Here is a 26,290-nt window from a genome sequence, read left to right as displayed (position 1 = left end):
GGGCCAAACAGGGAGGACTGACATGACGGTGGGTATGATCAAGGACTTTCACTGCGGCTACGACAATTTCACCGGCATCAGCGCAGATATCGTGCGCGGGCTTGACCTGCAGTTTCCGGACGCCTATGTGCAGAGCGAGCCCATGGCCCGGCTCGCCCAGGCCGTGAAAAGGCACCTGAACGCGGCCTTCTGCTGTCTGCCGTACTGCCACACCACCGAAGGCGACGCCATGGGCGCAAAGGTTGTCTACGGTGACGCCGCAACCGGCCCCCGTGTGCGGGAATTTGCGTACCGGTCCCTGGAAGAGGTGCTCGCGCTGCCGGACATCGACTTCAGCAGGGGCCGCATCCACGAGACCCTGCTGGCCTGCCGGCGACTGCACGAGGCGGGCGAACACGTGGTCCTGAATGTATCGGGCCCCATCACCATCCTCGCCACGCTGGTGGACATCACGGTTGTGGTCAGGACCGCACTTAAAAATCGGGCCCTGATGCAAAAGGTGTACGCCAGGATGGGCGACAATATCTTTTGCTACATGGAAAAGGCCAAGGCATACGGCGTTGATCTGCTGGCCTATGCCGACCCCACAGGCGGGGTGAATATTCTGGGTCCCAGACTCGCGCTCCACGGCGTCGAAGACTTTACCGCAGGCTTTGCCAGCAGGATGGCAGGATTGGCCGATAGCGGGACGATGATCCTGCTCTGCCCGAAAAGTGCCCTGGCGCTTCAGGGCACGGGGCGGGCGACCATCAGGGAAGTGCCGCTCCCTGAACCCGGGATGCGCTACGGCGAGGCCTGCATCGCCATGATCGGCAAAGTCGGGCTCGCCGCTCAGATGTGCATCAAGAACATCGACTACCGTATCAAAAACGGCCTGTTCCGGGAGCTTGTCCTGAACGCATAGCCGCAGCGCTCCGCAGGCCTTTTCCGGAAACGCCGCGGATGCCCCATGCGAGCAGCGCGAACGATTGACGCCGCTGCCCGCAGCAGGTAGAGTGGCAGGCATCGAGGAAGAGGCCCCCATGTTTTCTTTGACCCGTCACATCCTTTCAGTCCGCAAGACCGGCTTCACCTGAGGCACTGCCGCTGTGGGGCTGGAGATCCCGCGCGACATGAGCGCAGCCCGATTTCTTTGTTTTCTCCGCTTGTTCTAGCGCTCGCTCCACCCCCAGAGACAGGCCCCTGTGCACCGGTATCTGTGGTGCCCTATGCCCGGGGCTGCATGGACTGTGCCCCTTTTGGCCATGCCTGACACGCCGCCAGGCGGCATAAACTTTCCTGGGAGAACGCTATGAAAAGCCATTTCAATCCCCTGGCCAGCACGGCAGGCATTGTCGGCGTGGGCGCGCTGATCGGCGTGCTGGCCATCCTGTTGCAAAAGGCAGGCAATCCCGGCAACATGGGCATCTGCGTGGTTTGCTTCAACCGCGATCTGGCCGGCGCCGTCGGCCTGCACCGAGCGGCGGTCGTGCAGTACCTGCGCCCGGAAATCATGGGCATGGTTCTGGGCTCGCTGCTCGCGGCCGTGGCTTTCGGCGATTTCCGTGCGCGTGGCGGCTCCTCGCCCATCACCCGCTTTGTGCTGGGAGTGCTTGCGGCCATGGGCGCGCTGGTTTTTCTGGGCTGTCCCTGGCGCGCCGTGCTGCGGCTGGCAGGGGGCGACCTGAACGCCATCGTCGGTCTGGCCGGGCTCATCGCAGGCGTGGGCCTGGGCACGCTCTTCTTTCGGGGCGGCTACTCCCTGGGCCGCAGCGTTGCGCAGCCGCCCGCCTCGGGCTGGATCATGCCGCTTGTCATGCTGGGCCTGCTGGCGCTGTATCTGGCCAATCCGCAGATACCCGGCCAGAACCAGAGCGGCGTGCTGTTCTACTCGCTGAAAGGCCCGGGAGCGGCCCACGCACCGCTGCTCATTTCCCTGGGCGCGAGTCTGGTCATCGGTTTCGTGGCCCAGCGCAGCCGCTTCTGCACCATGGGCGCCATCCGTGACCTCCTGCTGTTCAGACAGTGGCATCTGGCCCTGGGCCTGCTCGCCATGTTCGCGGCAGCGGCGCTCATGTGTCAGGTCTTTGGTTTCGCCAGGTTCGGCTGGACAGAGCAACCCATCGCCCACAGCGATCATCTGTGGAACTTCATGGGCATGGTCACAGCCGGACTGGCCTTCGCACTGGCAGGCGGCTGTCCCGGTCGCCAGCTCTTCATGGCGGGCGAAGGCGACAACGACGCTGCCATCTTTGTCTTTGGTCTGATTGTCGGCGCGGCGCTGGCCCACAATTTCGGCATGGCCAGCAGCCCCGGCGGCATCGGCCCCCACGGCGGCGCCGCAGCGCTGGTCGGACTGCTTATCTGCCTGCTCATTGGCTTCTTCAACTGCAGACGAGGGAACTGAAATGCCCACCGCCATCGATGCGCGCGGCCTGTCCTGCCCGCAACCTGTCCTGCTCTTCCTGAACCGGGTCAAGGCCGGGGAAGAGGGGCCCTTTGAAATCCTGGTCGATAATGAAGTCAGTCTGGAAAACGTCAGCCGCGCCGCCACGGCCAAAGGCTTTGCGGTCCAGGTCGAAAATACAACGGGCAGCGAGGCGCGCATTCTCGCAACCAAAAAATAACGTCCTGGGCAAGGGCCTGCCCAGCAGCCCGCAAAGAGCCGAGAGCCTGTTCATGTTCCTGCCTGGCCTCATCCAGCGCCTGTACAGAGGCGCGAAGCACAGGGCTTCGCCCGGCCGGCAAGGCCAGGGCCTGCTGGTCTTCGCCCACACCGGCGAGGTCATCCGCGCCGAAGCCCTGCTGCGCGCAGCGGGGCTCCCGGTGAGCGTCCAGGGGCCGCCGCCGGCACTGCGCACCGGCTGCGACATGGTTGTGGTTTTTCCGCTCATGCTGGAGCCGGCGGCGCTGGAGATCCTGGCCGGGGCCGGACTGCGGCCGGAGCGCATCGCCACAGCGGACGAGGCGCTGCTTGAACCGGTGGCGCTCTTCAGCACCGTGGATCTGGGCGACTGGCTCATGGTTCGCGCGGCCAATCTGAAAATCACCATCCGCAAGGCCGACCGCCGCATCGTCAATATCTCCGGCGGCGGCTGCCCGGACGTGCCCTATCTGGCGGCGGAGCTGAAGGGTCAGGCGCTCGACAGCGCGCCCGAACCCCGCAGACTCGGCCAGACACTGTGCTGCTACAGTCTGCAGAAGGCCTTTGAGGAGGCGAAACGCGTGCTATGTGGCTGATAGTCGGGACCGTGCCCAGCGATGCGGCGCCCGTGCAAGGCGCAATTCGCGTGACTGAGAGCAACCTTGTTTTGCCGGACGAGCGCCGCGTTCCCGTGGCGCGCGGCACGCCCGCGCTGGCCGCCACCGTCTGGACATTCTGCACGGCCCTGGGCCTCGAAGCACCCGAGCTGCTGCTGGTCGGCGACACCGGCCGCGGCGACGGCAGCCGCAGGCTCTACGTCTGGTTGTGCGCCCATCTGGAGCGGCTGGCCCCGCAGGGTCTGACCTTTCACTACCTCTTTCCGGATGTGGACTGGCACAACCGCGTGCTCAGGCCGCGCTGGCGCTGCCACGGCGGCCCCTGCTCGTGGCCGACGCGGGCTTCAGTACGTGGCCAAAATGAGCGGCTATGCGGGCGAGTACGAACTGTTCACGCCGGATGCAGGCGAAATGGCCTTTCTGGCCGACGAAAAAGCGCCGCATCCCTTCTACACCCGCGGTTTTCTGCTGGCCGAAGCGCGGCAGGTTCCGGAACTGCTGCGGCGCGCGGCGGATGGGGGCAACTGCGCGCGGCATCTCATCGTCAAAGGCGCGAAGGATGTTATCGCGCGCGGCGCGGAGATTCTGGCCACGGTGGCCAGTCCGAGTGTCCCGGCCATGGAATGCATCGGCGGCACGGGCGACATTGTAACAGGCCTGGCGACAGCGCTCCTCGCTGCCGGCCAGCCAAGCGCCCCTGCCTGTATCGCCGCTGCCCGGCTGGCCCGGCTTCTGGCCGCGCTGTGCGGGCCCACGCCGGAAACCCAGGCAGGCGAACTCATCCAGCGCATTCCGGAACTCCTGGGCACGGATGCAGCCCAGGAAGTGCTGTACACCGGCCCGGGTCTGGCCTCTGTCCGGGAAAAAGCCCAGCCCTCCTGAGGAAGCGGAGCCAAGAGCAGGCATACGCTACGTGAGCAAAGACAGGCAGGCATCCCTGCGCCACGGAGAGCCTCTGGGGCGGCGGGAAAGAGACCAGGCACGGCCGGAAGCTGTGAACAAGGTTGCCATATCAGACAAAGCAGAGGCCGGGAGCGCCGCAGGTTTGCTCTCGGGATGCCACCACAAGCGGAAACCGGCACCGGTTTTCAGGGAGACAGACATGAAGCTGAAAGAACGTGTTTTGCGCCGTCTGAACGGCCAGGAAGTGGACATGACGCCCGTGGGTTCCACCACCACCTATGGCTGTGTCGCCTTTATGAAACGCTGCGGCGTCACCCGCCCGGAAGTGGACAGCGACCCGCAGGCGCTGGCCCTCATGGCCATTGCCGGGCACACAGTGGGCGGCTTTGACTGGATCAGGGCCATGGGTTCGGACATCACGGCGGCCAGCGAGCTTCTGGGCTGCAAGGTGCACTCACCCGCCCCGGATGCGCCGTACGCCATCGCCTCCCATCCTTGTGAGCACGGGGATGTGGACAGGCTGGACTGCCCGGACGACCTGCTCTCGCGCGGCCGCATGCCTGCCTACAGGGAGCAGTTCAGGATTCTGAAGGCCAAGTTCGGCAAGGATCTCGCCATCTACGGCGCCTCCGAAGGCCCCTTTACCTGTGCGGCCAACCTGATGGACGCCGCCCCGCTCATGAAAGCCGCCATCGAGGCTCCCGGGAAGGTGGAAAAGGTCATGGCGGTCACAACGGAAACCCTCATCCGCATGATCCGATTCGCGGCCGGCGAAGGCGCGGACTATTACTGCCTGGCCGAACCGAGTTCCACCCCAGCACTGCTCAGCCCCAAATACTGGGATCGCTTCGTGGGGCCGTATATCCGGAAAATCGCCGAGTCCGTGCCCTGCCCGGTGGTGCTGCACATCTGTGGCCAGACAGCGCCCATCATCAGATCCATGTGCGGCACGGGGGTCGCGGGCATCAGCATCGAGGAAAAGATGGATATGCAGAGCGCCGTCCGTATCGCGCACGCCATGGGTGTTAAGGTTTTTGGCAACGTGGCCACGGCTGCCACGCTGTTCTCGGGCACGCCTGAGGAGTGCAGAGCAGAGGCCATGGCCGCGCTGGCAGCGGGCACGGATTTCCTCTGCCCCGGCTGCGGCATCGACCCGAATTCGCCCTTGGACAACGTGCTCCAGATGCGCCTGAGCCGCGACGAAAAATTCGGGCAGCCGAAGTTCACGCCGGCAGAAAGGGTGGCGCTGTGACAGCCTGAGCGTCCCGCCGGAGCGCAAAAAAAGACCCGGCGCAATACGCGCCGGGCCGCTTTGTGCCGCATCAATCCGCTCACCCACACTAGCAGGCCTGGGTTTTCTTCCGCGATTCTGCACTTGTCCGGAGGCGATCGCCTTGCTCGAGGCACATCCAGCGACAGGCGATCGAATATGGCCTGTGCAAACCTGGGTTGTGCGAACTATCCGGCCGGGAAGCGGAGCCAGCCGGCAAGGATCAGCCTGGCGGCCAGCCCATGGGCCTGCCGCCCAGGATGTGCAGGTGCAGGTGAAAAACGCTCTGGCCCACGCCGGCCCCGTTGTTGCAGACCAGCCGGTAGTCGCTCAGCCCCTCCCTGTCCGCAACCTGTCTGGCCGCCCGCAGCAGCCTGCCCATCAGGCTGTCGTCTTCCTCGGTTACAGCGGCTGGCCCTGTGAGGTGTTTTTTCGGTATCACGAGCACATGGGTCGGGGCCTGGGGCGCAATGTCCCGAAAGGCCAGAACCTCGTCATCCTCATAGACCTTGTTGCAGGGAATGGTCCCGGCAATGATTTTGCAGAAGAGGCAGTCGTTTGCCATGATTCCTCCCTGATTCAGCGTCTGACCTGCGGTTGCAGGAAAAAAACGAGGGCGTTGTCGCGGCCCACGATATTGGTGGGCCGCATGGCCAGGTGAATGGTGCGCCCGCCCACATCCAGATCCAGTGTTTTCAGGGCGCCCAGATCCAGCGGGTATTCCCGGCCGCTCAGGCCGGCCATCAGGCCGGCCAGGTCGCCATCCTGGGCATTGCCCTGGCCGCTGAAACGCGGGCTCACAAACAGCCGGCCCGTCTGACGGTCGAAGCGGGTCACCAGATCGCAACTCACGGGTAACTGCACCTCGCCCAGCTGCACGTGCAGGGGATTGCCCGCCACATGGGCGTTCAAGGCCATGTTTTTGCCGCTCAGCACGCCATGCACGGCAATGACATTGCCATTGATGCTGAGCCGGTCCAGGGATTCCAGGATCAGGTCGCCGCTCACGTTGCCGCTCTGGGTGGGAATGCGGAGGGGCAGGGCCTTCTGCACGGCTGCCAGCACGGTCTCGGCCGGTACGCTCAGGACCACATCGCGACCTCCGGCTGCAGCACTGCCCGGCAGCGGGTTCCCAAAAAGGCACAGCATGAGCAGCGCCAGCACGGTAAAAAGTCTCTTGTTCATGGAAGACCGGCAAGGTAGAGGAAATAGGAAATGCCGGAATGTACCTTTTCCGCCCGATGCGGGGCAACAGAATTTTCTTTTTTTTGCATGATGAAACTCACTGTCCGTGCCGAATGTTGTCTGAGCGGCGCGCCGCCGTTGCTTGTAAAAGCCGTGGAGCGAGCGCTCACTCTGGAAAACCCGCGCTACGAAGACGCCCTGCGCTATGGCCGCTGGATTGGCAAAAAACTGCAGCCCAGGCTCTTCTTTTTCCGCAAGGAAGGCAGTGAGCTCTATTTCCCGCGCGGTTTTGGCAACGATGCGGTACGCCTCTGCCGCCAGCTTGCCGGTGAAACCCCGGAGCTGGTGGACGAGCGCCGCACGCTGGAGCCGTTGCGGCTGCAGTTTTCCGGCACGCTCCGGCCCTATCAGGAAGAGGCGGTTGCCGCCACGCTGGCCCATTCCCTTGGGGTTCTGGAGGCGGCCACGGGCAGCGGCAAAACGGTCATGGCGCTCGCCGTGATCGCCCGCCGCAGCCAGCCGGCCCTGATTCTGGTGCATACCAAGGAACTCCTGAATCAGTGGCAGGCGCGCATCGGCCAGTTTCTGGGAACAGAGGCCGGGCAGCTGGGCGACGGCAGGAGGAATATCCGCCCGCTGACCGTGGCCATTGTCAACACGGCGCGCAAACATCTGGATGAACTCGTGCCCCGCTTCGGGCATCTGGTGGTGGACGAGTGCCACCGGGTGCCGGCCAGCCTCTTCACCGAAACCGTGGCAGCCTTCGACTGCCGCTACATGCTGGGGCTCTCGGCCACGGCCTTCCGTCGCGACGACGGCATGACTCGGCTCATCTACATCTACATGGGGGAGCGCGCCCACCGGGTGAACAGCAGTGTGCTCGAGGCCAGCGGGGCGGTGCTGCATCCCGAGCTGATTCAGAAAAATACGAGGTTCCGCTATGGCTTCATGGGGGATTACGCGAAGCTCCTGAAAGCGCTGACTGAAAACGTGGAGCGCAACGCGCAGATTCTGGACGATACGGTGCGTCTGGCCCGCCAAAGCCGGGGCACCGTACTTTTGGTGTCCGACCGGAGGAGTCACTGTGAATTCTTCGCCGACAGACTGGCCGGATTGGGCATTGCCGCGGCCCTCCTCACCGGTCAGACGCCGAAAGAGGAGCGCGAACGGGTGGTGAGCAGCGTGCGGGCCGGCAGGGTACAGGTTCTGGTGGCCACCGTGCAGCTCATTGGCGAGGGTTTCGACTGCCCCGGACTGAGCACCCTGGTGCTGGCCACGCCCATTAAATTCGAGGGCCGGCTCCTGCAGGTGGCAGGCCGTGTGGTACGACCGGCTGCGGGCAAAAAGGCCGTGATCGTGGATTACGTGGACGCTGCCGTGCCGCTTTTACGTCGCTCCGCCGCTGCCCGACGGCAGGTGTTTATGGCGTGGTGACGCGGGCCAGGACATCATAAGAGGAGCCGGAAAGGAGGCCGGCACGGCTCCGGCTCAGCTCAGTCCTCCAGGCGGGGCAAGGAGCGGCCTCGCGCCCTCGGCAGATCCCCCCGCTTCCGGGGAGCCATGCCATTGGCCAATATTGTTGTTTACGGGCAAGGGCCTGCCGTATATTATAAAATTCCCCAATGACGGGTCATACACCAAAATTCCACAAGGAGGTACCGCTATGAAAGGTTATGCAATGCTCAGAATCGGCGCTACCGGCTGGATCGAAAAGGAGCGTCCCGTCTGCGGGCCCCTGGACGCCATCGTCAGGCCCCTGGCGCTGTCCCCGTGCACCAGCGATGTGCACACGGTATGGGAAGGGGCTCTGGGCGACAGGCACAACATGATCCTGGGGCACGAGGGCTGTGGGGTCGTGGATGAAGTCGGTTCTCTGGTGAAAGACTTCAAAAAGGGCGACCGCGTCATGGTGGCCGCCATCACGCCGGACTGGAGTTCCCTGGAGGCCCAGGCCGGTTTTTGCGCCCACTCCGGCGGCATGCTGGCGGGCTGGAAATTCTCCAACTTCAAGGATGGCGTCTTCGGCGAATACTTCCACGTCAACGACGCCGACGGCAATCTGGCCCACATGCCGGACAAAATTTCGCCGGAAGAGGCCTGCATGCTCTCCGACATGGTGCCCACAGGCTTTCACGGCGTGGAACAGGCAGACGTCCAGTTCGGCGATACGGTGCTGGTCATCGGCATTGGCCCGGTCGGCCTGATGGCCGTTGCCGGCGCGAATCTGCACGGCGCAGGCCGCATCATCTGCGTTGGCACCCGCAAGGTCTGCCGCGAGGCTGCCGCTGCCTACGGCGCCACGGATTTTATCGGCTACAAGGAAGGCAGCATTGACGAGCAGGTGCTCAGGCTGACGGATGGCAAAGGCGTGGACAAGGTGATCATTGCCGGCGGCGGCGTACAGACCTTCGAGCCGGCCGTCAAATGTCTGAAAGCCGGCGGCCGCATCGGCAACGTCAATTACCTGGGCAGCGGCGACTACATCACGATTCCCCGGGTCGAGTGGGGCTGCGGCATGGCCAACAAGGTCATCTCCGGCGGTCTGATGCCCGGGGGACGCCTGCGTCTGGAAAAACTGGGCAGCCTCATCGCCCTCGGCAAGCTGGACGTCAAAAAGCTCATCACGCATCGCTTCCAGGGCTTTGAACACGTCGAGGAAGCCCTGATGCTGATGAAGGACAAACCGGCTGATCTCATCAAACCGGTTGTCGTTCTGTAAGTTCACCGCTCTCTATGCCGCCGTGCCGGCAAGACCCGCCTGGCACGGCCTGACCCGTCTTGGGGCGCTCATCTCTTTAAGAGCGCCCCTTTTCAGTAGACCAACTGCATGCAAAAGGGGGAGGTACGCGTGGACATTTTGCTCGTCAGCGGCTTCCTGGGCGCTGGCAAGACAAGCTTCATCAAGGCCATGACGCGGGCCACGGGACGGCAGTTCGTGGTGCTGGAGAACGAGTTTGGCGAGCTGAACCTGGACGGTACCCTCCTGCAGAAGGGGGCCGGGCTTGCCGGGGAGGAAAAGCCCCAGATGCAGATCTGGGAGCTGACAGAGGGCTGTATCTGCTGTTCCATGAACCAGGACTTCTCCCTCTCCGTGGTGACCATCGCCAACACGCTCCGACCCGACTATCTCCTGGTGGAGCCCAGCGGCGTCGCCCTGCCGGGACGCATCATCAGGGGGCTGAAGAAGATCAGCTACGAGCATATCGGCCTGCTCGCCCCGGTGACCATTGTCGATGCGGGGCACTTCAGGGCCGCCCGCCGCGACTATCCGGACTACTTCAGCGACCAGCTCGCCGCTGCCGGCTGGGTCGTGCTTTCAAAGTCCGAGAGGATGACCGAGGACGAGTTCGCACAGCTCGAGCGGGAACTCGCCTTGGGCCCTGGCGTGGCCTTTCCCCACGAGCACTACGGCAAGTGGCCCAAAAGGCGATGGCTTGAGCTGCTTGCAAGACGCCTGCCCGATACGGGACAGGCGCCGATCCCGCACCCGGCCAGAGCGCCGGCAAGGGCGCTCAGCCACATGGCGCTGCGCGGCGTGGCCTTTGCCTCGCCCGCCTCGCTGATTCCGCGCCTCGATTTGCTTGTTTCCACAGTGTTCGGACGGGTTGTACGCGCCAAGGGCTTCTTTCAGACCGCCTTTGGCGATTGGGTCAGATTCGACGTGGTGGACGGCATCTACGAGATCAGCTCGGCGCCGGCGATGGACGAAGGGCAAATGGTCATTATCGGCGAGCATCTGGAGCAAGAGGGCCTGCACAGACTTTTCGGCGGAGAGATGGTCGCCGGAACGGAAGAGGTAGAGGGGGAGCCGGATGCAAACTGGTAAGAGACTCCAGCCCCGCACCCGGGAGTGTCACCCCTTGCCCAGCCCTGCCTCGAATCGCGGCCAGTTGCGGAGCTCCTCATAGCGAAAGCAGTTGATGAGGTGGTCGTTCACCATGCCAGTGGCCTGCATGTGGGCATAGATGACCGTACTGCCCAGAAACCTGAAGCCAAGCCCCTTCATCTCCCTGGCAATGCGGTCGGAGAGCGGCGTGGTGGCCGGCACCTCATCCACGCGCTGCCATGCATTCTGGATGCTCCAGCCGTCGGTGAAATTCCAGAACCAGCGGCAAAAACTGCCGTGTTTGGCGGCCAGTTCCAGAAAGACCCGGGCATTCTGCACCGCGCTCTCGATCTTCTTCCGGTTTCTGATGATGCCCGTGTCGGTCATCAGCCGTGCCACGTCCTTTTCGGTAAAGAGCGCCACCTTTTCCGGGTCAAAACCGGCAAAGGCCCGGCGGTAGCCTGCCCGCCGGCTCAGAATCGTGCGCCAGGACAGGCCGGCCTGGGCCGACTCCAGCACCAGGAATTCAAACTGCCCCCGATCCTCGTAACAGGGCCTGCCCCATTCCTCGTCGTGATAGCGGAGCATCTGCTCCGTCCCCTGGAGACACCAGGGGCAGCGTTCTTTTTCCATGGCTTCGACTCACGAAAAAGGCGCCTCGCCGGGGTGGAACGGCAAAGCGCCCGATGATGCGGACTGTTGGGTTTTCAGCTATTCCAGCACAAAATCGGCCCGGCGATTGCCCGCCTCATCACTCTCCGTGCCGCCCAGAAAGAGCGGCCGCTCTTCGCCGTAACTGATGGTGCGGATGCGCTGCGCCGCCACACCCAGCTCGATCAGATAATTCTTGGCGCTGGCCGCGCGGCGCTCGCCCAAAGCCATATTGTATTCCTGGGTGCCGTGGTAATCGGTATTGCCCTCGACCACCACCTGACGGGACGGATTGGCGTTCAGCCAGGCGCCGTTGTGCTCGATAGCCGGCACCTGATCGGAGCGGATGAGCGCGGAGTCGAAATCGAAAAACACCGGCTGCATTTCGGGCGAGGAGCGGCCGTGCTGCCGCTTCCAGGCGTCGCTCTGGGAATCGGCGTTGCTGTACAGACTGCCTGTGCCCCGGCCGCCGCCAGTGGCATCCAGACCCTCATTGGCCGGGCCATAGGGGTTGCCGGACATGGCATTGCCCCCCGTACCGGGCTGGAATTCTTCGGTAATATGGCCTTCGGGAAAGCCCCCCGACAGGCCGCCGTCGGGGCGGGCCTTGCCGCTGGGCGTATAGGGGCTGACCTGTTTGGACTTGCAGGCCGGCAGGATCAGCGTGCAGGCGACAAGAACAGGGAGCACGAGACGGGGAAGCATTCTGGCATACGTCATAGTTGACCTCATAAACAGGGAAGCTGACAAGGCTATATAGCGTTTTATGCGGAAAAAGGTCAAGCGAAAGGGCGGTTTTCGCCGGGAAAACGCGGACAGCCGGCGCAGCGCGACGCCCGAAGCGGGAAGGCAGGTTTTTCTTGCGCGGCCATAATCGCAATGGTAGAGACGTGGCACCGCCTCCGTCCCCCCTCTGCCACGGCCGCCTGTCATGGACGCTCCGAATCCCGCTCCGCTCACCCCCGCCCATCTGCTGGGCGTGTACCGCCATCAGGAACCAGGCTACCGGCCGCTGGTGGATTTTGCCTCCTGGCGGGTCGCCATCCTGAACTTCTCCCAGGATCTGCGGGTCGAAAACATCAAAAGGCTGCAGCGCCACAACGAAACCGACGAAGTCTTCGTGCTGCTCGCCGGCCGCTGCCTGCTCCTGACTGCGGAAGGCGAGGAGTGCGCGACCCGGATCCACGCCGAAGATCTGCAGGCAGGCCTGGTGTACAACGTGCGCCGGGGCGTGTGGCACAACCATGTCCTGAGCCCTGATGCCAGGGTGCTGGTGGTCGAAAACCGCGACACCACCTACGACAATTCGCCCTTCACCGATCTGAGCGCCGCCCAACAGGCGGAGCTGGCGCGCCTCTGCCGCCGGATCTGGCGCCAGTGAGGGCCCCTCCGCTTGTGCCCAGGGGGTGCATCGTGTATAGTTCCGCCAGTTCTTTCTTCGCCATGACGCTGAGAGGCATGCCATGAAGGTATCGTGCAGCAGGAAAACCAAATTCATTTTTATCACCGGCGGCGTGCTCTCCTCTCTGGGCAAGGGGCTGTCCGCCGCTTCCATCGGCGCTCTCCTGGAGGCGCGCGGCCTGACCGTCACCTTCCAGAAGCTCGATCCCTATATCAACGTCGACCCCGGCACCATGAACCCTTTCCAGCATGGCGAGGTGTATGTCACGGATGACGGCGCCGAGACCGACCTGGACATGGGGCACTACGAGCGCTTCACCAACGCGGTCATGGGAAAAAGGAACAACTACACCTCGGGCCGCATCTACTACAGCGTCATCATGAAGGAGCGCCGGGGCGAATATCTGGGCGGCACGGTGCAGGTGATCCCGCATATCACCGACGCCATAAAGGAGGCGGTCCTGCAGCTCGACGGTTCGGCCGACATCGCGCTGGTGGAAATCGGCGGCACGGTCGGCGACATCGAGGGCCTGCCCTTTATCGAGGCCATCCGCCAGTTGCGCATCGAGCTGGGCCGCGAATACTCGCTCTTCATCCACCTGACGCTTGTGCCCTACATCCGCAGCGCTGGCGAGGTCAAGACCAAGCCGACCCAGCATTCGGTCAAGGAACTCCTGGCCTCAGGCATCCAGCCCGACATTCTCGTGTGCCGCACCGAGGTGCCGCTTGCCGGTGAACTCAAGCAGAAAATCGCCCTGTTCTGCAACGTGGCCGCCCAGGACGTCATTGCGGCCCGGGACGTGGAGAGCATCTACGAACTGCCGCTTTCCTTCCGCGAGGAAGGGGTGGATGACCGCATTCTGGAAAAGCTGGGCATCTGGACCGGTGCGCCCAATCTCCAGCCCTGGCAGCGACTGGTGCACACCATCAGGCATCCGAAAGCAGAGGTGAGCATCGCCGTCACCGGCAAGTATGTGGATCTCAGGGAATCCTACAAGAGCCTGCACGAAGCCCTGATCCACGGCGGCATCGCCAACGACGCCAGGGTGGACCTGCGCTATATCAGCGCCGAAGACCTGGACAGCGACGAGGGGCTGGCCCGGCTCGAAGGCTGCCACGGGATTCTCGCACCCGGCGGTTTCGGCAGCCGCGGCATGGAGGGCAAGATTCATGCCGTGACCTATGCCCGTGAACAGGGTCTGCCCTTTTTCGGCATCTGCCTGGGCATGCAGCTCGCGGTGGTGGAAATCGCCCGCAATCTGGCCGGCATCACAGGCGCACATTCGGTGGAATTCAACGCCAATACCGTTGATCCGGTCATCTACCTGATGACCGAATGGATCGACAGCCGTACCGGAAAAACCGAGCACCGGGATCAGCATTCCGACCTGGGCGGCACCATGCGGCTGGGCGCCTGTCCCTGCGTCCTGAAGGCAGGCAGCCTGGCTGCTGCGGCCTATGGAAAAACTGAAATCAGTGAACGCCACCGCCACCGCTACGAATTCAACAACGCCTACCGCGCACGTCTGGAGCAGGCGGGATTGATCGTCTCCGGGGCCTCTCCGGATGGCAAGCTGGTGGAAATCATCGAACTGGCCGGACATCCCTGGTTTCTGGGCTGCCAGTTCCACCCGGAGTTCCGCTCCAAGCCCATGCAGCCCCATCCTCTCTTTCGGGATTTCATCCGGGCCGCACTCCGGCAAAAGGGATGAGGGCATGTCCGGCCTGCGCTGCTCACCTCGGTGGACAGCAACGGCGAGAAAACCGGCCTGGGTCTTGCAGGAGTGGGCGCTGACCTTTCTGTACGGGCCGATACATCGGCCGAGGCGGACAGTTATATCGTCTATGCCCGGCACAAAAAAAGCAGCCTTGTTTTCGCCCTGGATGCGGATGCCATGGCATCCTGGGTCTGCGAAAACGAAGACTGGGTCGACCATAGCAACATTCTGGCCACGCCCGCTCCGGTTACTGCCGGCCACAACGACCTGGACGGTACTGAGTGCGGCGGTTCTCCGGTCAGTACCTGGAAAAAAATGCAGGAAAATCCATGATCACAAGAGGTCAACACACTGGCGCCCATGAGCTCTGCAGCCATCGAACCCGTTGTTTTCACGCCCTTTGAGGGCAAAAGTCTGCGTATTGGTCCTGAGCAGCCGCTCCTGCTCCTGGCCGGCCCCTGCGTTTTGGAAAGTGAGGCGCTGGCCCGGGAAATCGCCACCGAGGTCAGGGCCATCTGCAGCCGGCTGGGCATCCAGTACGTGTTCAAGGCGTCCTTCGACAAGGCCAACCGCACCTCCATCCGCTCCTTCCGCGGCCCGGGCCTGCACAAGGGCCTGGGGATGCTTGCCCGGATCAGGAACGATGTGCAGGTGCCCGTGGTGTCGGACATCCACGAAGCCGCCCAGGCCCGGCCGGCCGGCGAGGTGCTCGACCTCATCCAGATTCCGGCCTTTCTCTGCCGCCAGACCGACCTGCTGCTGGCCGCAGCCAAGACCGGCAAGGTGGTCAACGTGAAAAAGGGGCAGTTTGTCTCGCCCCAGGACATGCAGCATGCGGTGGGCAAGCTTCGGGACGGCGGCTGCAGGAGCATTCTCCTCACCGAGCGCGGCGCCAGCTTTGGCTACAACAATCTGGTGGTGGACATGCGCTCCTTTCAGATCATGCAAGGCTTCGGCTGCCCGGTGATCTTCGACGGCACCCACTCGGTGCAGTTGCCCGGCGGCGCGGGTTCCTGCTCGGGCGGGCAGCGGGAGTTCATTGCCCCTCTCGCCCGGGCGGCCATGGCGGCCGGCATCGACGGTCTCTTTCTCGAGGTGCATCCCGACCCTGACCGTGCGCTCTGTGACGGTCCCAATTCCCTGCCCCTGAAAGATCTGGAGCCGCTTTTGCAGCGCCTTTTGCGCATTCGCGAGGCGCTGAGGCCATGAGCCCCCCGGCCACACGGGAAAACGCGCTTGCGCGCGGCCGGCAGATCCGGCTGCTCCTTCTGGATGTAGACGGCGTGATGAGCGATGGCCGCATCATCTACGACAGCGAGGGTCTGGAGCACAAGGCCTTCCACTGTCAGGACGGGCTGGGTCTCAGGCTGCTGGCGGACCATGGCATTGCCACCGGCATCATCACGGCCCGAACTTCGAAAGCGGTACGCTGCCGGGCTGCCGAACTGCATATGCGGCATGTTGTGGAAAACTGCAGGGATAAACTGGCCTCTTTCGAGGCAATTCTGGAGCATGACAAACTGGCCGCCACCGAGTGCGCCTACATGGGCGACGACTGGATAGACCTGCCGCTGCTCAACCGGGTGGGCCTGGCGCTGGCGCCGGCCAACGCGGTGCCGGAGGTGCGGTCCCGGGCCCATTTCGTCAGCACCCGGGCGGGTGGTCAGGGTGCGGTCCGGGAGGTCTGCGACCTGCTGCTGGAAGCCCAAGGTCTGCGCGAACAATGTCTGGCTCAATTCGACCGCTAAACATGCTGCGCTCGCCCCGCAACGCCCTGTGGCTGCTGCCGCTGCTCCTCCTCCTCGGCACGCCCCTGTGGCTGCCCTCGGTCAACCGTTTTCTGGCCCCGCGCGGCGGCTATGACCCACGCTTTGCCGAACCGGTCAAGTCCTCGCCCATCCAGAACTTCATCATGGATGAAGTGTCCATCACCCTGACCAGCAAGGGCCAGGAAGAATGGCAGATCGACGCCCGGCAGGCCTATACCGGCGCGCAGGACAACGAGATCGAGCTGATTGGGGTCAATGCCATGTACATTGGCAAACAGCGGCCCCCCACCAACATCGAAAGCAAACGCGGCCGCTATCTGGTGGCAGCCCGGGAACTGGTGCTCATGGACAATGTGCGCATCAGTAAACCCACGCAAAAAGAAGAGCTGCGCACCGATCTGCTGCACTACTACGACGCCACCAAGATGGCGGTCTGCCCGGGCGACGTGGAGATCATCACCCAGGATTTTCACCTGAATGCGGGCAGCATGACCTATGATCTCTCCACCAATGGCTACGATTTCGGGGGCCGGGTGCATATCAGACAATAGCCCATCGCCACGAGCCGGGGCCCAAAAACGGTGCACCGACTCTCAGCACGAGTGGCTGCGGTGCGGCCCTGCCAATACGCTTCAGTTTATCCCGCCATGAACAGCAAGAAACTTTGCGCCAAACTGGAAGGCTGGGTGGCATCCGGCCTGATCGCCCGCGAACAGGCCACGGCCATCGCAGCCTATGAAGAAGGGCGAAAAAAGGGCCCTGGCTGGGGCCTCCTGATTTTTGCCGGCTTCGGGGCAGTGGCCCTGGGCCTGGGGGTGATCCTGCTCTTTGCCTACAACTGGCAGGACATGCACAAGTTTGCCAAACTGGGGGTCATCTTCGGCGCCCTGTTGCTGGCCCACGGCGGGGGCCTGTGGCTGCGGCAACGGCGCTGTCCGGACGGGGTGGTCGAAGCCGCCCACCTGCTGGGCAGCATGCTCTTTGGCGCAGGCATCTTTCTGATAGCGCAGATCTACCATATCTCCGCCCACTATCCGGACGCCTTTCTGATCTGGGCCGGCGGCGCCCTGCTGCTGACCTGGGCGCTGCCCTCCATCCCGCAGGGGCTGCTGGCTGCCGTGCTGCTGGGCATCTGGGCCTGCACCGAGGCCATCGACTACAACACAGGGCCGGCCATCGCGCCGCTCCTTGTCCTCTTGGGCCTGGGCCTGCCGGCTTGGCGCCTTCGTTCTCCGGTACTGCTTGGCGCCTCGACGCTTGCCTTTGCCCTTGTCGTCACCGCAGTTCTGACGACGAACCAGAAGAGCTTTTTCCTGAGCCTGCTGGGTGTCAGCGCCCTCTACTTGGCCCTTTCCCGGCTGACCGCGCGGCATGCTGCCCTGCCCCAGGCCCCGACCGTCTTCCGCCGTTCGGGCCTGCTGCTCTATCTGCCCCTGCTCTTCGTCTTGAGCTTTCCAGACGCGGTCAACGCCTTTTCCCGAACAAGCTGCTTTAACGGGGACCTGAGCCGCTGGCTGATTGCGATGCCGCTCCTGTCCGCGGCTTTTATTCTGAACGCATGGGCCATAATCCAGAGCATGCGGGAGCAGGAGGCATGCGGGGCCGGCGAGCGCCTCTCCCTGCTCGCACCGGCTGCAATGCTGGCAGTTTTCCTGGCCTGCTGCCGGCCGAAGCACTATCTGCCGGACTATACGGAAGGCTCGATCGCCATCATATCGATTGCAGCCAATCTGTTTTTTTTACATCATGCTTTAAGTGAACTGTGGCGTGGCTGCAGCGAAACACGGGCAGGACTGGTCGCATTCGGCTCGCTCCTGCTGGCAGCCCTGGCCTTCGCGCGCTTCACCGATCTGTTCGAGAGCCTGCTGGCACGGGGCATGGTCTTTCTCCTCATGGCGGCGTTCCTCTTTTACGTTGCCTTCGAGTACCAGCGCAAAGGGCAAAAGCCACCCAGAGCGGAGAGGATGCCATGAGAAAAGCTGCAATCATCACCGCCATCCTCGTTCAGGTACTGGTTCTGGCCTGGATGGCCGGTCAACGCGAATGGATTCTGCGCACCGCGCCCAGAATCTGGCTGCGCACCGCGCCTCTGGATCCCAGGGATCTGTTCCGGGGGACTATGTGACCCTCCGCTATGACATCGCCGCCATAGAGGCGGAAAAATTCGGTCCGGCGCTGCGGGACAGGATAGCCGCCATCAGGGCGGAAGAGAAAGGGAGCGGCGAATCGGGGCAGGAACTGGTTATCTTCACGGCGCTCCGGCCAGGCGATGGCGGCGTGATGACGGTCGCTCAGGCTGATCTGGCCCCGCCCGCGAGCGGCCCCTTCATCAAGGGCCGGATCCGAAAACGGGCCATGTGCTCCGAGCCCCTGACCGGAGTGGCCTACGGGATCGACGCCTTTTTCGTGGAACAGGGCCGGGGGCGTGCGCTGGAGCAGGCGCCGGAAGGCAAGGGCCGCCTGGAAATGGAGGTGGCGCTCGGCAAAGACGGGACGGCCATGCTCACCGGCTATCGCTGGCCGGAGCCGGATACCCAAAAGGCTCGCCGTCGCCAGCCGGCAGAGGATAAGCGCCCGGAACAGAGGCCCTGAGGCCGGATCTGTACGATAGGATGAAGAAATTCACCACATTGCGCCATATTCTGCCGACCCTTTTTCGGGAGCGGCAGTGGCAGGATGCGTGGCAGGTGCAGGGCCTGTACAGCAAATGGCCGCACATCGCCGGCGAGGAAGCGGCGCGTCACAGCCGGCCCGTAGCCCTGCGTGGCCAAACGCTCTGGCTCTATGTCAGCCACGCCATCTGGGCGCAGGAACTCCTGTTCCGGCAGCGGGAGCTGCTCCGACGGATCCGGCCGCTGGCGGCAGACCGCAGCATTGCCGGCTTCCGCTGTGTGGTCGAGCCTTCGTGGTTTGCGGCCACCGGGCCGGCCCCTGGGCAGCAAGCGGCGCCCGCCCGGCCTTTGCCGTCAAGCTTTCAGGCCATTGCCGACCAAAGCAGCCGCGAAGCGCTGGGACGCCTCTGGCAGCTTTGGCAGGAGCGGCACAGCGGCCCGGCCAACGGTCAGGCAACAGGCGCCGGCCAGGGGTCGCCATGAAGCGGGAAAGCATACCAGCTCCTGCACCTCATCCCGAACTGGTCACCATTGTGGATCGGGACAATCGGGCACTGGGCGTGGTGGCCCGCAGCACCATGCGAAGCCAGAGGCTGATCCACCGCGCCTCCTATATCCTTGTCCGCAACCAGGCGGGCGAGCTTTTTGTCCAGAAACGCTCAGGCAGCAAGGATGTCTTCCCCGGCTACTGGGATCCGGCCGCGGGCGGCGTGGTTCAGGCCGGTGAAAACTATGAGGAATCCGCCCAGAGGGAACTCATGGAAGAGCTGGGCATCGCGGCCGGCCTGAGCCTGCTGTTCGACCACTTTTACGACGGCCCCGAGACCAGAGTCTGGGGCCGGATATACGGCTGTCGCCACGAAGGGCCCTTTTCCCTGCAAAAAGAAGAAATCGACTGCGGCCGTTTCATGGGCCTTGAGGAAATTTTCGCTCTGGGGCCGGCAGAAAAGGTCACGCCGGATGGCCTGGAGATTCTGCGGCGGCTCGAGCAAGAACAGCCTGCCGCATGGCTGCAGCGATAGGGCCCCGTGCCCCAGTTCGGGGCCTCAGAAAATCAGCAGCAAGAGGGCCAGCACCAGCCCGGCCCCGGCCATTTTGAAACCACGCCCGCGCTTGCCGCTTGCCCTGGGGAACATCCAGAAGGAGGAGAGGGCCAGGAAGAGCAGGCAAGCGCTGTAGAGCAGGGCAAAGTAGTGCTTGCCCGAGCGGCTGGGCGTTTTATGCAGGCGGACCATGGCCTTGAGCGGTACTGGCAGTTCCATGGCGCGATAGCGAACCTGCCCGTTTTCCCGGTTGTACGTGCCCTTTCGGAAACGGATCATGCCTGCGTCTTCGTCGATGACCTCCAGATCCCGAAGATGCAGGGCCCTTGCCAGCTCGCATGAACCGAGACCGCGGGCCAGGGTCTTTTCCACCTGCTGCTCACGCTTCAGCAGGCCCGTGTCCCGATAGGTCAATACAAGGCCGCTCAGCGCATACACCACGGTGAGTCCCACGACAAAAAAACCGATGTCCCGGTGCAGGGCGCGAATCCTTCTGAGCCTGTCTGTTTTGTGCTGTTCCGTTGCCATTTCCTGTTCTCCTGAAAATTATCTGCCCCGGGCGCCCCGCCTCCCAGACAGAGCCTGGCAGACCACAGAAAGCGGAGCATGTCCCGGCCAAAGGCCAGACGCCGGCCTGGTCTGCATCCGCTTGCAGCCTCTTCTCCGTAACGGCGCCGCAATTTCGCGCTGCTGGTCGTTATTGTTTTGGCATTCCCCTGTATGAAATGATACATACAGGAGTGAAGTCAACCTTTTTCATCGACCGGGGCCATGCTGGATACCATTCCCTCCATACGACTGCAACCTTTTTCATCGACCGGGGCCATGCTGGATACCATTCCCTCCATACGACTGCGGGATATTGTCGATATCCTGATCGTCTCCTATCTGATCTACCGCATTCTGCTGCTGATCCGGGGAACGCGCGCCGTGCAGATGGTGCTGGGCATCGCCTCGATTCTGATGCTGTACTTCCTCTCCGCCTTCTTCGAGCTCCAGGCCCTGCGCGTCCTGCTCAAAACCTTCCTGGGCTCGCTCCTGGTGGTGATTGTCATCCTGTTTCAGAGCGAGATCCGGCGCGGGCTCGCCCATATGGTTCTGCCCCGTTTTTTCCACGGCCGGCAGACGGAAGCCAGCGATCTGGCAGAGGTGGCCCGGGCAGCCTCGCTCCTGGCCAGGCGACATCTGGGAGCCCTCATCGTGCTGGAGCGGGACAACGGGCTGCGTGACTTTCTGGAAGGCGGCTTCCGGCTGGACGCCCGCATTCAGGCCGAGCTGCTGCTGGCCATTTTTCATACCTCCTCACCCATGCACGACGGCGGCGTCATCATCCACAAGCACCGCATCCATTCCTCCGGCTGCCTCCTGCCGCTCTCCCAGAATCTGAACATCGACAAGCGCTACGGCACCCGCCACCGTGCGGCGCTGGGCCTGTCGGAAGAAACCGATGCCATCGTGGTGGTGGTTTCCGAAGAAACCCAGACCATTTCCATAGCCCGCAACGGCCGCATCAACCCGGTTCCGGACGAAACCCAACTGTTCGCCATCCTGCGGGACATCTTCAACCTCAAAAAACCGGCGGCCCGCGGCGCGGCGGAACGGCCCAAGGCAGATGCCCCGGATGCCCAGTCATGACAAAAGAGATCCTCAGCCTGCCCTTTCGCCACTGGCCCCTCAAGGTGCTGGCCCTTTTCATTGGCGTGGCGCTCTGGTACGGCATTGCCGTGGAAGATCAGGTGGACACCGTGCTGACCGTACCGCTCGAACTGCGCAACCTGCCGGCCAGCATGATCATTGCCAACCAGTACCAGAAGGAAGTGGATGTCTCGGTACGCGGGCCCAAGCGGCTTTTACAGGAGCTCCGGCAACAGCAGCTCTCCCGGCCGGTCAATCTGGCCTCTGCCAGGCCAGGCCCTCGCCTGGTAGAAAACACACCGGATTCCTTCAGTTTTCCACGTGGGGTCACGGTACAGCGGGTGCAACCCGCCAATGTCCTTCTGGTAGTGGATCAGTTGGTGGAACGCCATATCCGCCTGCAGGCCCGGACTACCGGTCAGCCGGCCAGAGGCTTTACCCTGGAGGAGCTGCAACTGAAGCCAGATGTCATCACAGTGAGTGGCCCCTTCAGTCTGATTGGCAAGGTACAGTCCATCGATACGGCCACCATTGACGTGGAAGGTTTGACACAGAGCGGCACAGTGCAGGTGCCCCTGGTTTTGAACGGGCCCCTGCGCAAGCTGATAGGCGAACCCATGGTCGAGGCCAGAATCCTCATCCGGGAGCCGGTGAAACGCCGCACGGTGCAGCATATTCCCATCACTCTGAGGCCGGCGGGCAAAGGCAGGGCAGTCCTGCCCCAAACCGTCAGCGTGGACGCCGACATTCCGGTCAGCGTCATAAAGGACACGCCGGACTTGGACACACTCTTTCACGCCTCGGTCAACGCGGCCGAGGCGGACCAACACGGCCAGGTGCCCATTCGGGTGGAGGCAGTGTCCCTGCCCGGTCGCGCGAGCATCAACATTCACACGATCCTCCCTAAAACAGCCCGTCTGTCCAAAGAACAGACGGCTCCACCGGAGGAGGATCCCCGGCAGCCCCAGCCGTAAAAGGCCTTGCCGGCCTGGTCCGGGCGGCGCGGCAAGCACCAGGGTGGCCTTTTCCGGCACATGGTATGCCGGGCGGGCACGTCCCCATCTTGCCTTATGGACACAGCCTCGTTATACTTGCGAACACTTGCGCCGCGGCACCAGACTGCCGCGGCTCTGAACCCGAAAAATCGCTCAAAAGGATATATTTCATGCTGAAGAAACTGCTCTGCTGTGCCTTGCTGCTTGCACCCGCTGCCCCGCTGCTCGCTGCCGTGCCGCCCCAGGAAGGGCAAAAATCCGGCGCCACCGCCACGCCCCTGTCCACCGCCTCCGAGCAGGATCCACAGGGCAGCAGCGGCTCAGTCAACTGGAAGGTGAAAAAGACCTGGAACATCCCGGCCGGAGCCCTGGCTTTTGCCCAGACCCTTGACGAAAAACGGGTCTATGTGCTGACCGAGGACAGCAAGGTGCGGATTTTTACGGCCGAGGGCAAAGAGCTGGGCGCCGTGCCGGTTGCCGCCGGGGTTACGGCCATCGACATCGCGCCCCGGGGTGAGATGCTCTACCTGCTCAACACACGCGACAACCGCTACACCGCCATGAACATCAGCATCAACCAGACGATTGATGTGACGGGTGCGCCCGTGCGGGGCAAGCTTGATGCACCGGTGACCATTGTCGAGTTCTCCGACTTCCAATGCCCCTTCTGCATCCCGACTGCACCGGTGGTGGAAAAGGTTCTGGCCGCACATCCGGACACCGTGCGCCTGGTCTTCAAGCACTTCCCGCTGACCCGCCTGCACCCGCAGGCCGAAGCGGCGGCCCGGGCCGCCATTGCCGCCCAGAAACAGGGCAAGTTCTGGGAGATGCACGACGCGCTCTTTGCCCTGGGCGAAGACGGCTGGGGTGCGGATGACATCATCCAGACGACCGCCAAAAAAATAGGCCTCGACATGCGCCGCTTCACCGCCGACTGGAACAGCGAGGAGACCCGAATGGCGCTCGCCAAGGATATCATGGATGCGCAAAACGCCGATGTCAACGGCACGCCATCCCTGTTCATCAATGGGACACCGGTATCCGAGCGCACGCCGGAACTCATGAACGCCATGATCGAGGAGGCTCTCAGGAAGGCCAAGGAAACGGCTTCAGCGGAGCAGCAGTAACGGCAACGCATGGCATCCGGTGAACTGAACCGCCAGATCAGCCGCGATCTGGACTGCGAGGCCGGCGTCGCGCCGCTTTTATACGGCGAGCTGAACCGCAACCTGCAGCAGGTGGCCGGGGCCACGGGCACGGAGATTGCCGTGCGCGGCAGTACGCTGCACATCAGCGGCAGGGCCCATGCGGTGGATCTGGCCGCCAGCACGCTGACCCAACTGGCCGGGCTCATTGCCAAGGGCTATCCGGTTTTCAGCCAGGACGTGGCCTTTGCGGTCAATATTCTGGCCGCCGCGCCGGCAGCCAGACTGGAGGATTTTTTTCTGGACAAGGTGTGCATCACGGCCCGAAAAAAGGTGATCACGCCCAAGACCATCAACCAGAAACGCTACATCGAGGCCATCCGCAGCAGCGACATCGTCTTCGGCATCGGCCCGGCCGGGACAGGCAAAACCTGGCTGGCCGTGGCCATGGCGGTTTCGGCCCTGGCCCATGAACAGGTGAGCAGGATTATCCTGACCAGACCCGCGGTGGAGGCCGGTGAAAAGCTGGGCTTTCTGCCCGGTGACATGGCTCAGAAAATAGATCCGTATCTGCGCCCCCTGACCGATGCCCTGAATGAAATGATGGGCCAGGAACGGGCCACGGAGCTGGTGGCCAGGGGCGTGATCGAGATCGCACCCCTGGCCTTCATGCGTGGCCGCACCCTGAACAATGCCTTCATCATCCTGGACGAGGCCCAGAACACCACCCGCGAGCAGATGAAGATGTTTCTGACCCGCATTGGCTTCGAGTCCCATGCGGTCATCACCGGCGACGTCACCCAGATTGACCTGCCTGGCACGCAAAAATCCGGCCTGATTCAGGCCCGGGACCTCCTGTCCCATATCCGGGGCATTGCCTTCTGCAGCTTTGACAAGGGCGACGTGGTGCGGCACCGGCTGGTGCAGGAAATCATTCAGGCCTACGAGCAGCATGGCCATGAGCAGCCGGGCAGCAGCCCGGAAGCGGCGGGGAGGCAGGCGTAATGCCGGTACAGGTGCTGGATGAGCGTGCACAGAAGACGCCGGAGGTGGATACCGGCTCGCTGCGCCGGATCTGCCTGCGGCTGCTGACTGCTGCCGGGCTGGCACACAACGCAGTCAGCGTCGTTTTGCTGGACGATGACCGCATGGCCGAATACAACCAGCGTTACCGCAATAAGGCGGGCCCCACCAATGTGCTGTCCTTTCCGGCCCTTTTCCCGCCGGCAACGCCCGCAGAGCTGCGCGCCGATCTGGGTGACGTGCTGATTGCCGTTGCAACGGCCGCGCGCGAGGCACACGAAAAACAGGCGCCACTCATGCAGCGTCTGCAGGAACTGCTGCTGCACGGCATCCTGCATCTGGCCGGCTATGACCACGAACGCTCCGAAACCGAGGCGCTGGTCATGTGGGATCGGGAACGGGAACTTTTGACTCAAGCTGAAGCGAGGAGAACTGCCATGCCACAACTGAGCGTCAACGTCGATCACATTGCCACTCTGCGTCAGGCCCGGGGCGGACTCGAGCCGGATCCGGTACTGGCCGCCGGGATCTGTGAGCTGGCTGGCGCCAGCGGCATTGTCGTCCACCTCAGGGAAGATCGGCGCCACATTCAGGAGCGGGATGTGCGTGTACTCAGGCAGACGGTGAAGACCCATCTGAATCTCGAGATGGCGGCCACCAGGGAACTGGTGGCCTTTGCCGCGGACCTGAAGCCCGACATGGTAACGCTTGTGCCGGAAAAACGGCAGGAGCTGACCACCGAGGGCGGTCTGGATGTGGCCGGGCAGAAGAAAAAGCTCTCGGGCCGGATCGCCGCGCTGAAGGAGGCCGGCATTCGGGTGTCGCTCTTTGTGGATCCCGAGCCGGAGCAGTTGCAGGCCGCCACGGCAGTGGGGGCGACCCATGTGGAGCTGCACACCGGCCACTACAGCAATGCCGACAGCGAATCCGGGCAGGAGCGCGAATATGTGCACATCCGCCGTGCCGTGGCCATGGCCGCTGAGCTGGGCCTGCGCGCCAAGGCCGGCCACGGGCTGGATTACCGTAACACCGGCCGCATTGCCGGCATCGCCGGCATCGAAGACCTGAGCATCGGGCATGCCATCATGGCCCGCGCCGTGCTGGTAGGTTTGGAACGGGCTGTACGCGAGATGCTGGAGCTTATGCGGCAGGCTGCGGCCCCAACTGTCCTCCAGAAGGATTGAGGGCTTTTGTGACTTGCCTCTGGTCTTCGGCATCAAGTCTTTGACAGGAAAAATTCGGGCGGTTATCATCACGCCCATTGGCCTGGATGGTGAAACAGGTAGACACAAGGGACTTAAAATCCCTCGGCCGCAAGGCCATGCGGGTTCGATTCCCGCTCCGGGCACCAATACATGCAAGGGGTTACGGCGAGCAGTCGTAACCCCTTTTGCCTTATGGTGCATGCCATATGAGGCATTGTCGCCCCGCGCTTGATTTGGGCCCAGGCCTTATTAATCGAGATGGCATATGGCGGAAGCCGCGAGCCATGGAGCTGAAAAGAAGGTGCGCGCGCAGCGGTCATAACGCACGGCTCTTCTCCGCCAGTCCTTGATCCTGCCAAACATGGTCTCAATCGTATGGCTGCATGGAATCATTCATTTTTCGAGAGGTGAACAACCTGTTGAGGTGCAAAACCAGCTCTACACACCCCGAATTGGCGCGCCAAGAAATCCGCAGGCAAGGCCTGGTCGGGGCATGGGGAGAAAATCCGTAACTGCCCGGCCTTGCACTGTCCTGGCTTGACGCCACAGCCCTGACTGGTTATTAACTGAAGACCTGCGCGAGAGTGGCGGAATTGGCAGACGCACCAGACTTAGGATCTGGCGGTACACACCTTGGGGGTTCAAGTCCCCCCTCTCGCACCAGAGCCG

28 protein-coding genes, 2 tRNA genes and 2 pseudogenes are annotated in these 26,290 nt (G+C 63.1%); 26 read left to right on the top strand and 6 right to left on the bottom strand.

The window, feature by feature from the left end:
• Positions 1-22 precede the first annotated feature (22 nt).
• The 6 genes from CAY53_RS02430 (at position 23) to CAY53_RS02405 (ending at position 5,395) form a co-directional block, all read left to right on the top strand.
• Positions 23-904, top strand: coding sequence for a uroporphyrinogen decarboxylase family protein (locus tag CAY53_RS02430; protein ID WP_245874851.1), 882 nt, complete (start codon positions 23-25; stop codon positions 902-904).
• 387 nt (positions 905-1,291) lie between these two features.
• A complete protein-coding gene (yedE, locus tag CAY53_RS02425; protein ID WP_104935776.1) occupies positions 1,292-2,386 on the top strand; it encodes a YedE family putative selenium transporter in 1,095 nt (364 codons plus the stop codon).
• Position 2,387: 1 nt separating this feature from the next.
• On the top strand, positions 2,388-2,606 hold the full coding sequence (locus CAY53_RS02420; protein ID WP_017865486.1) for a sulfurtransferase TusA family protein: 219 nt from the start codon (positions 2,388-2,390) through the stop codon (positions 2,604-2,606).
• 52 nt (positions 2,607-2,658) lie between these two features.
• Positions 2,659-3,219 carry a putative Se/S carrier protein gene (locus tag CAY53_RS02415; RefSeq protein ID WP_104935775.1) on the top strand — a complete coding sequence of 187 codons (561 nt, stop codon included), beginning with the start codon at positions 2,659-2,661 and terminating at the stop codon, positions 3,217-3,219.
• 381 nt (positions 3,220-3,600) lie between these two features.
• Positions 3,601-4,122 carry an NAD(P)H-hydrate dehydratase gene (locus CAY53_RS13680; RefSeq protein WP_281261040.1) on the top strand — a complete coding sequence of 174 codons (522 nt, stop codon included), beginning with the start codon at positions 3,601-3,603 and terminating at the stop codon, positions 4,120-4,122.
• Between the two features lie 220 nt (positions 4,123-4,342).
• The gene (locus tag CAY53_RS02405; RefSeq protein ID WP_245874850.1) at positions 4,343-5,395 is read left to right on the top strand and encodes a uroporphyrinogen decarboxylase family protein; all 1,053 of its coding nucleotides are present in this window, start codon (positions 4,343-4,345) and stop codon (positions 5,393-5,395) included.
• Between the two features lie 241 nt (positions 5,396-5,636).
• On the opposite strand, the gene CAY53_RS02400 is transcribed toward CAY53_RS02405, so the two are convergent.
• Positions 5,637-5,978: a histidine triad nucleotide-binding protein gene (locus tag CAY53_RS02400; RefSeq protein WP_104935773.1), complete on the bottom strand. Its 342-nt coding sequence runs from the start codon at positions 5,976-5,978 to the stop codon at positions 5,637-5,639.
• A gap of 14 nt (positions 5,979-5,992) precedes the next feature.
• The gene (locus CAY53_RS02395; protein WP_104935772.1) at positions 5,993-6,598 is read right to left on the bottom strand and encodes a hypothetical protein; all 606 of its coding nucleotides are present in this window, start codon (positions 6,596-6,598) and stop codon (positions 5,993-5,995) included.
• Positions 6,599-6,685: 87 nt separating this feature from the next.
• Between CAY53_RS02395 and CAY53_RS02390 the strand changes: the two genes are divergently transcribed.
• The 3 genes from CAY53_RS02390 to CAY53_RS02380 all read left to right on the top strand — a co-directional run bounded on the left by CAY53_RS02390 (position 6,686) and on the right by CAY53_RS02380 (position 10,424).
• Entirely contained in the window at positions 6,686-8,032 is a 1,347-nt protein-coding gene (locus CAY53_RS02390) for a DEAD/DEAH box helicase (RefSeq protein ID WP_104935771.1), read from the top strand.
• Positions 8,033-8,261: 229 nt separating this feature from the next.
• Positions 8,262-9,317: an NAD(P)-dependent alcohol dehydrogenase gene (locus CAY53_RS02385; RefSeq protein WP_104935770.1), complete on the top strand. Its 1,056-nt coding sequence runs from the start codon at positions 8,262-8,264 to the stop codon at positions 9,315-9,317.
• A gap of 129 nt (positions 9,318-9,446) precedes the next feature.
• Positions 9,447-10,424 (top strand): CobW family GTP-binding protein, encoded by a 978-nt coding sequence (locus CAY53_RS02380; protein ID WP_181040371.1) that lies wholly within the window; start codon positions 9,447-9,449, stop codon positions 10,422-10,424.
• Positions 10,425-10,451: 27 nt separating this feature from the next.
• Here CAY53_RS02380 and CAY53_RS02375 read toward each other — a convergent pair whose 3' ends face one another.
• On the bottom strand, positions 10,452-11,057 hold the full coding sequence (locus CAY53_RS02375) for a DNA-3-methyladenine glycosylase I (RefSeq protein WP_104935768.1): 606 nt from the start codon (positions 11,055-11,057) through the stop codon (positions 10,452-10,454).
• Between the two features lie 78 nt (positions 11,058-11,135).
• Positions 11,136-11,795: an OmpA family protein gene (locus CAY53_RS02370; RefSeq protein ID WP_245874849.1), complete on the bottom strand. Its 660-nt coding sequence runs from the start codon at positions 11,793-11,795 to the stop codon at positions 11,136-11,138.
• Between the two features lie 211 nt (positions 11,796-12,006).
• Here CAY53_RS02370 and CAY53_RS02365 point away from each other — a divergent pair, with 211 nt between their 5' ends.
• The 10 genes and pseudogenes from CAY53_RS02365 (at position 12,007) to CAY53_RS02315 (ending at position 19,597) form a co-directional block, all read left to right on the top strand.
• Positions 12,007-12,456: a cupin domain-containing protein gene (locus CAY53_RS02365; RefSeq protein ID WP_104935767.1), complete on the top strand. Its 450-nt coding sequence runs from the start codon at positions 12,007-12,009 to the stop codon at positions 12,454-12,456.
• 82 nt (positions 12,457-12,538) lie between these two features.
• Positions 12,539-14,188 (top strand): CTP synthase, encoded by a 1,650-nt coding sequence (locus CAY53_RS02360; protein ID WP_104935766.1) that lies wholly within the window; start codon positions 12,539-12,541, stop codon positions 14,186-14,188.
• A 30-nt stretch (positions 14,189-14,218) separates the two neighbouring features.
• Positions 14,219-14,527: a hypothetical protein gene (locus CAY53_RS02355; RefSeq protein WP_104935765.1), complete on the top strand. Its 309-nt coding sequence runs from the start codon at positions 14,219-14,221 to the stop codon at positions 14,525-14,527.
• A gap of 27 nt (positions 14,528-14,554) precedes the next feature.
• Positions 14,555-15,403, top strand: coding sequence for a 3-deoxy-8-phosphooctulonate synthase (gene kdsA, locus CAY53_RS02350; protein ID WP_104935764.1), 849 nt, complete (start codon positions 14,555-14,557; stop codon positions 15,401-15,403).
• A complete protein-coding gene (locus tag CAY53_RS02345; protein WP_104935763.1) occupies positions 15,400-15,942 on the top strand; it encodes a KdsC family phosphatase in 543 nt (180 codons plus the stop codon). The genes kdsA and CAY53_RS02345 overlap by 4 nt, the downstream gene beginning before the upstream one ends.
• Before the next feature lie 2 nt (positions 15,943-15,944).
• The gene (lptC, locus tag CAY53_RS02340; RefSeq protein WP_181040370.1) at positions 15,945-16,514 is read left to right on the top strand and encodes an LPS export ABC transporter periplasmic protein LptC; all 570 of its coding nucleotides are present in this window, start codon (positions 15,945-15,947) and stop codon (positions 16,512-16,514) included.
• Between the two features lie 96 nt (positions 16,515-16,610).
• Positions 16,611-17,936 (top strand): DUF2157 domain-containing protein, encoded by a 1,326-nt coding sequence (locus CAY53_RS02335; protein WP_104935761.1) that lies wholly within the window; start codon positions 16,611-16,613, stop codon positions 17,934-17,936.
• Positions 17,933-18,555: pseudogene (locus CAY53_RS02325) on the top strand (GDYXXLXY domain-containing protein). The gene CAY53_RS02335 and the pseudogene CAY53_RS02325 overlap by 4 nt, the downstream one beginning before the upstream one ends.
• 20 nt (positions 18,556-18,575) lie before the next feature.
• Positions 18,576-19,058, top strand: a complete 483-nt coding sequence (locus tag CAY53_RS02320) for a DciA family protein (protein WP_104935758.1) — start codon at positions 18,576-18,578, stop codon at positions 19,056-19,058.
• Positions 19,055-19,597, top strand: a complete 543-nt coding sequence (locus CAY53_RS02315) for an NUDIX hydrolase (RefSeq protein ID WP_104935757.1) — start codon at positions 19,055-19,057, stop codon at positions 19,595-19,597. The genes CAY53_RS02320 and CAY53_RS02315 overlap by 4 nt, the downstream gene beginning before the upstream one ends.
• Positions 19,598-19,621: 24 nt before the next feature.
• Here CAY53_RS02315 and CAY53_RS02310 read toward each other — a convergent pair whose 3' ends face one another.
• Positions 19,622-20,146, bottom strand: a complete 525-nt coding sequence (locus tag CAY53_RS02310; RefSeq protein ID WP_104935756.1) for a hypothetical protein — start codon at positions 20,144-20,146, stop codon at positions 19,622-19,624.
• Between the two features lie 243 nt (positions 20,147-20,389).
• Between CAY53_RS02310 and cdaA the strand changes: the two genes are divergently transcribed.
• From cdaA to CAY53_RS02280, 6 genes are all read left to right on the top strand, one after another.
• Positions 20,390-21,253: a diadenylate cyclase CdaA gene (gene cdaA / locus CAY53_RS02305; protein WP_245874848.1), complete on the top strand. Its 864-nt coding sequence runs from the start codon at positions 20,390-20,392 to the stop codon at positions 21,251-21,253.
• Positions 21,250-22,227, top strand: coding sequence for a CdaR family protein (locus CAY53_RS02300; RefSeq protein WP_104935755.1), 978 nt, complete (start codon positions 21,250-21,252; stop codon positions 22,225-22,227). The genes cdaA and CAY53_RS02300 overlap by 4 nt, the downstream gene beginning before the upstream one ends.
• 191 nt (positions 22,228-22,418) lie before the next feature.
• Positions 22,419-23,375: a thioredoxin domain-containing protein gene (locus tag CAY53_RS02295; RefSeq protein ID WP_104935754.1), complete on the top strand. Its 957-nt coding sequence runs from the start codon at positions 22,419-22,421 to the stop codon at positions 23,373-23,375.
• Between the two features lie 9 nt (positions 23,376-23,384).
• Positions 23,385-24,398 (top strand): PhoH family protein, encoded by a 1,014-nt coding sequence (locus tag CAY53_RS02290; RefSeq protein WP_104935753.1) that lies wholly within the window; start codon positions 23,385-23,387, stop codon positions 24,396-24,398.
• Positions 24,398-25,600 (top strand): pyridoxine 5'-phosphate synthase, encoded by a 1,203-nt coding sequence (locus CAY53_RS02285; RefSeq protein ID WP_104935752.1) that lies wholly within the window; start codon positions 24,398-24,400, stop codon positions 25,598-25,600. Before CAY53_RS02290 ends, CAY53_RS02285 begins: the two co-directional genes overlap by 1 nt.
• A gap of 80 nt (positions 25,601-25,680) precedes the next feature.
• Positions 25,681-25,767 (top strand) — tRNA-Leu (locus CAY53_RS02280).
• 103 nt (positions 25,768-25,870) lie between these two features.
• Here the strand turns inward: CAY53_RS02280 and CAY53_RS13355 are convergent.
• A pseudogene (locus tag CAY53_RS13355) lies at positions 25,871-25,993 on the bottom strand (IS5/IS1182 family transposase); the annotation flags it as partial.
• Between the two features lie 206 nt (positions 25,994-26,199).
• On the opposite strand from CAY53_RS13355, the gene CAY53_RS02275 reads away from it, so the two are divergent.
• A tRNA-Leu gene (locus tag CAY53_RS02275) sits at positions 26,200-26,284 on the top strand.
• Positions 26,285-26,290 lie beyond the last annotated feature (6 nt).

Origin of the sequence: Desulfobulbus oralis (assembly GCF_002952055.1) — a bacterium.
Lineage (GTDB): Bacteria > Desulfobacterota > Desulfobulbia > Desulfobulbales > Desulfobulbaceae > Desulfobulbus > Desulfobulbus oralis.
Note: the sequence above shows the minus strand (reverse complement) of the source record. Positions and strands in the feature narration are given on the sequence as shown.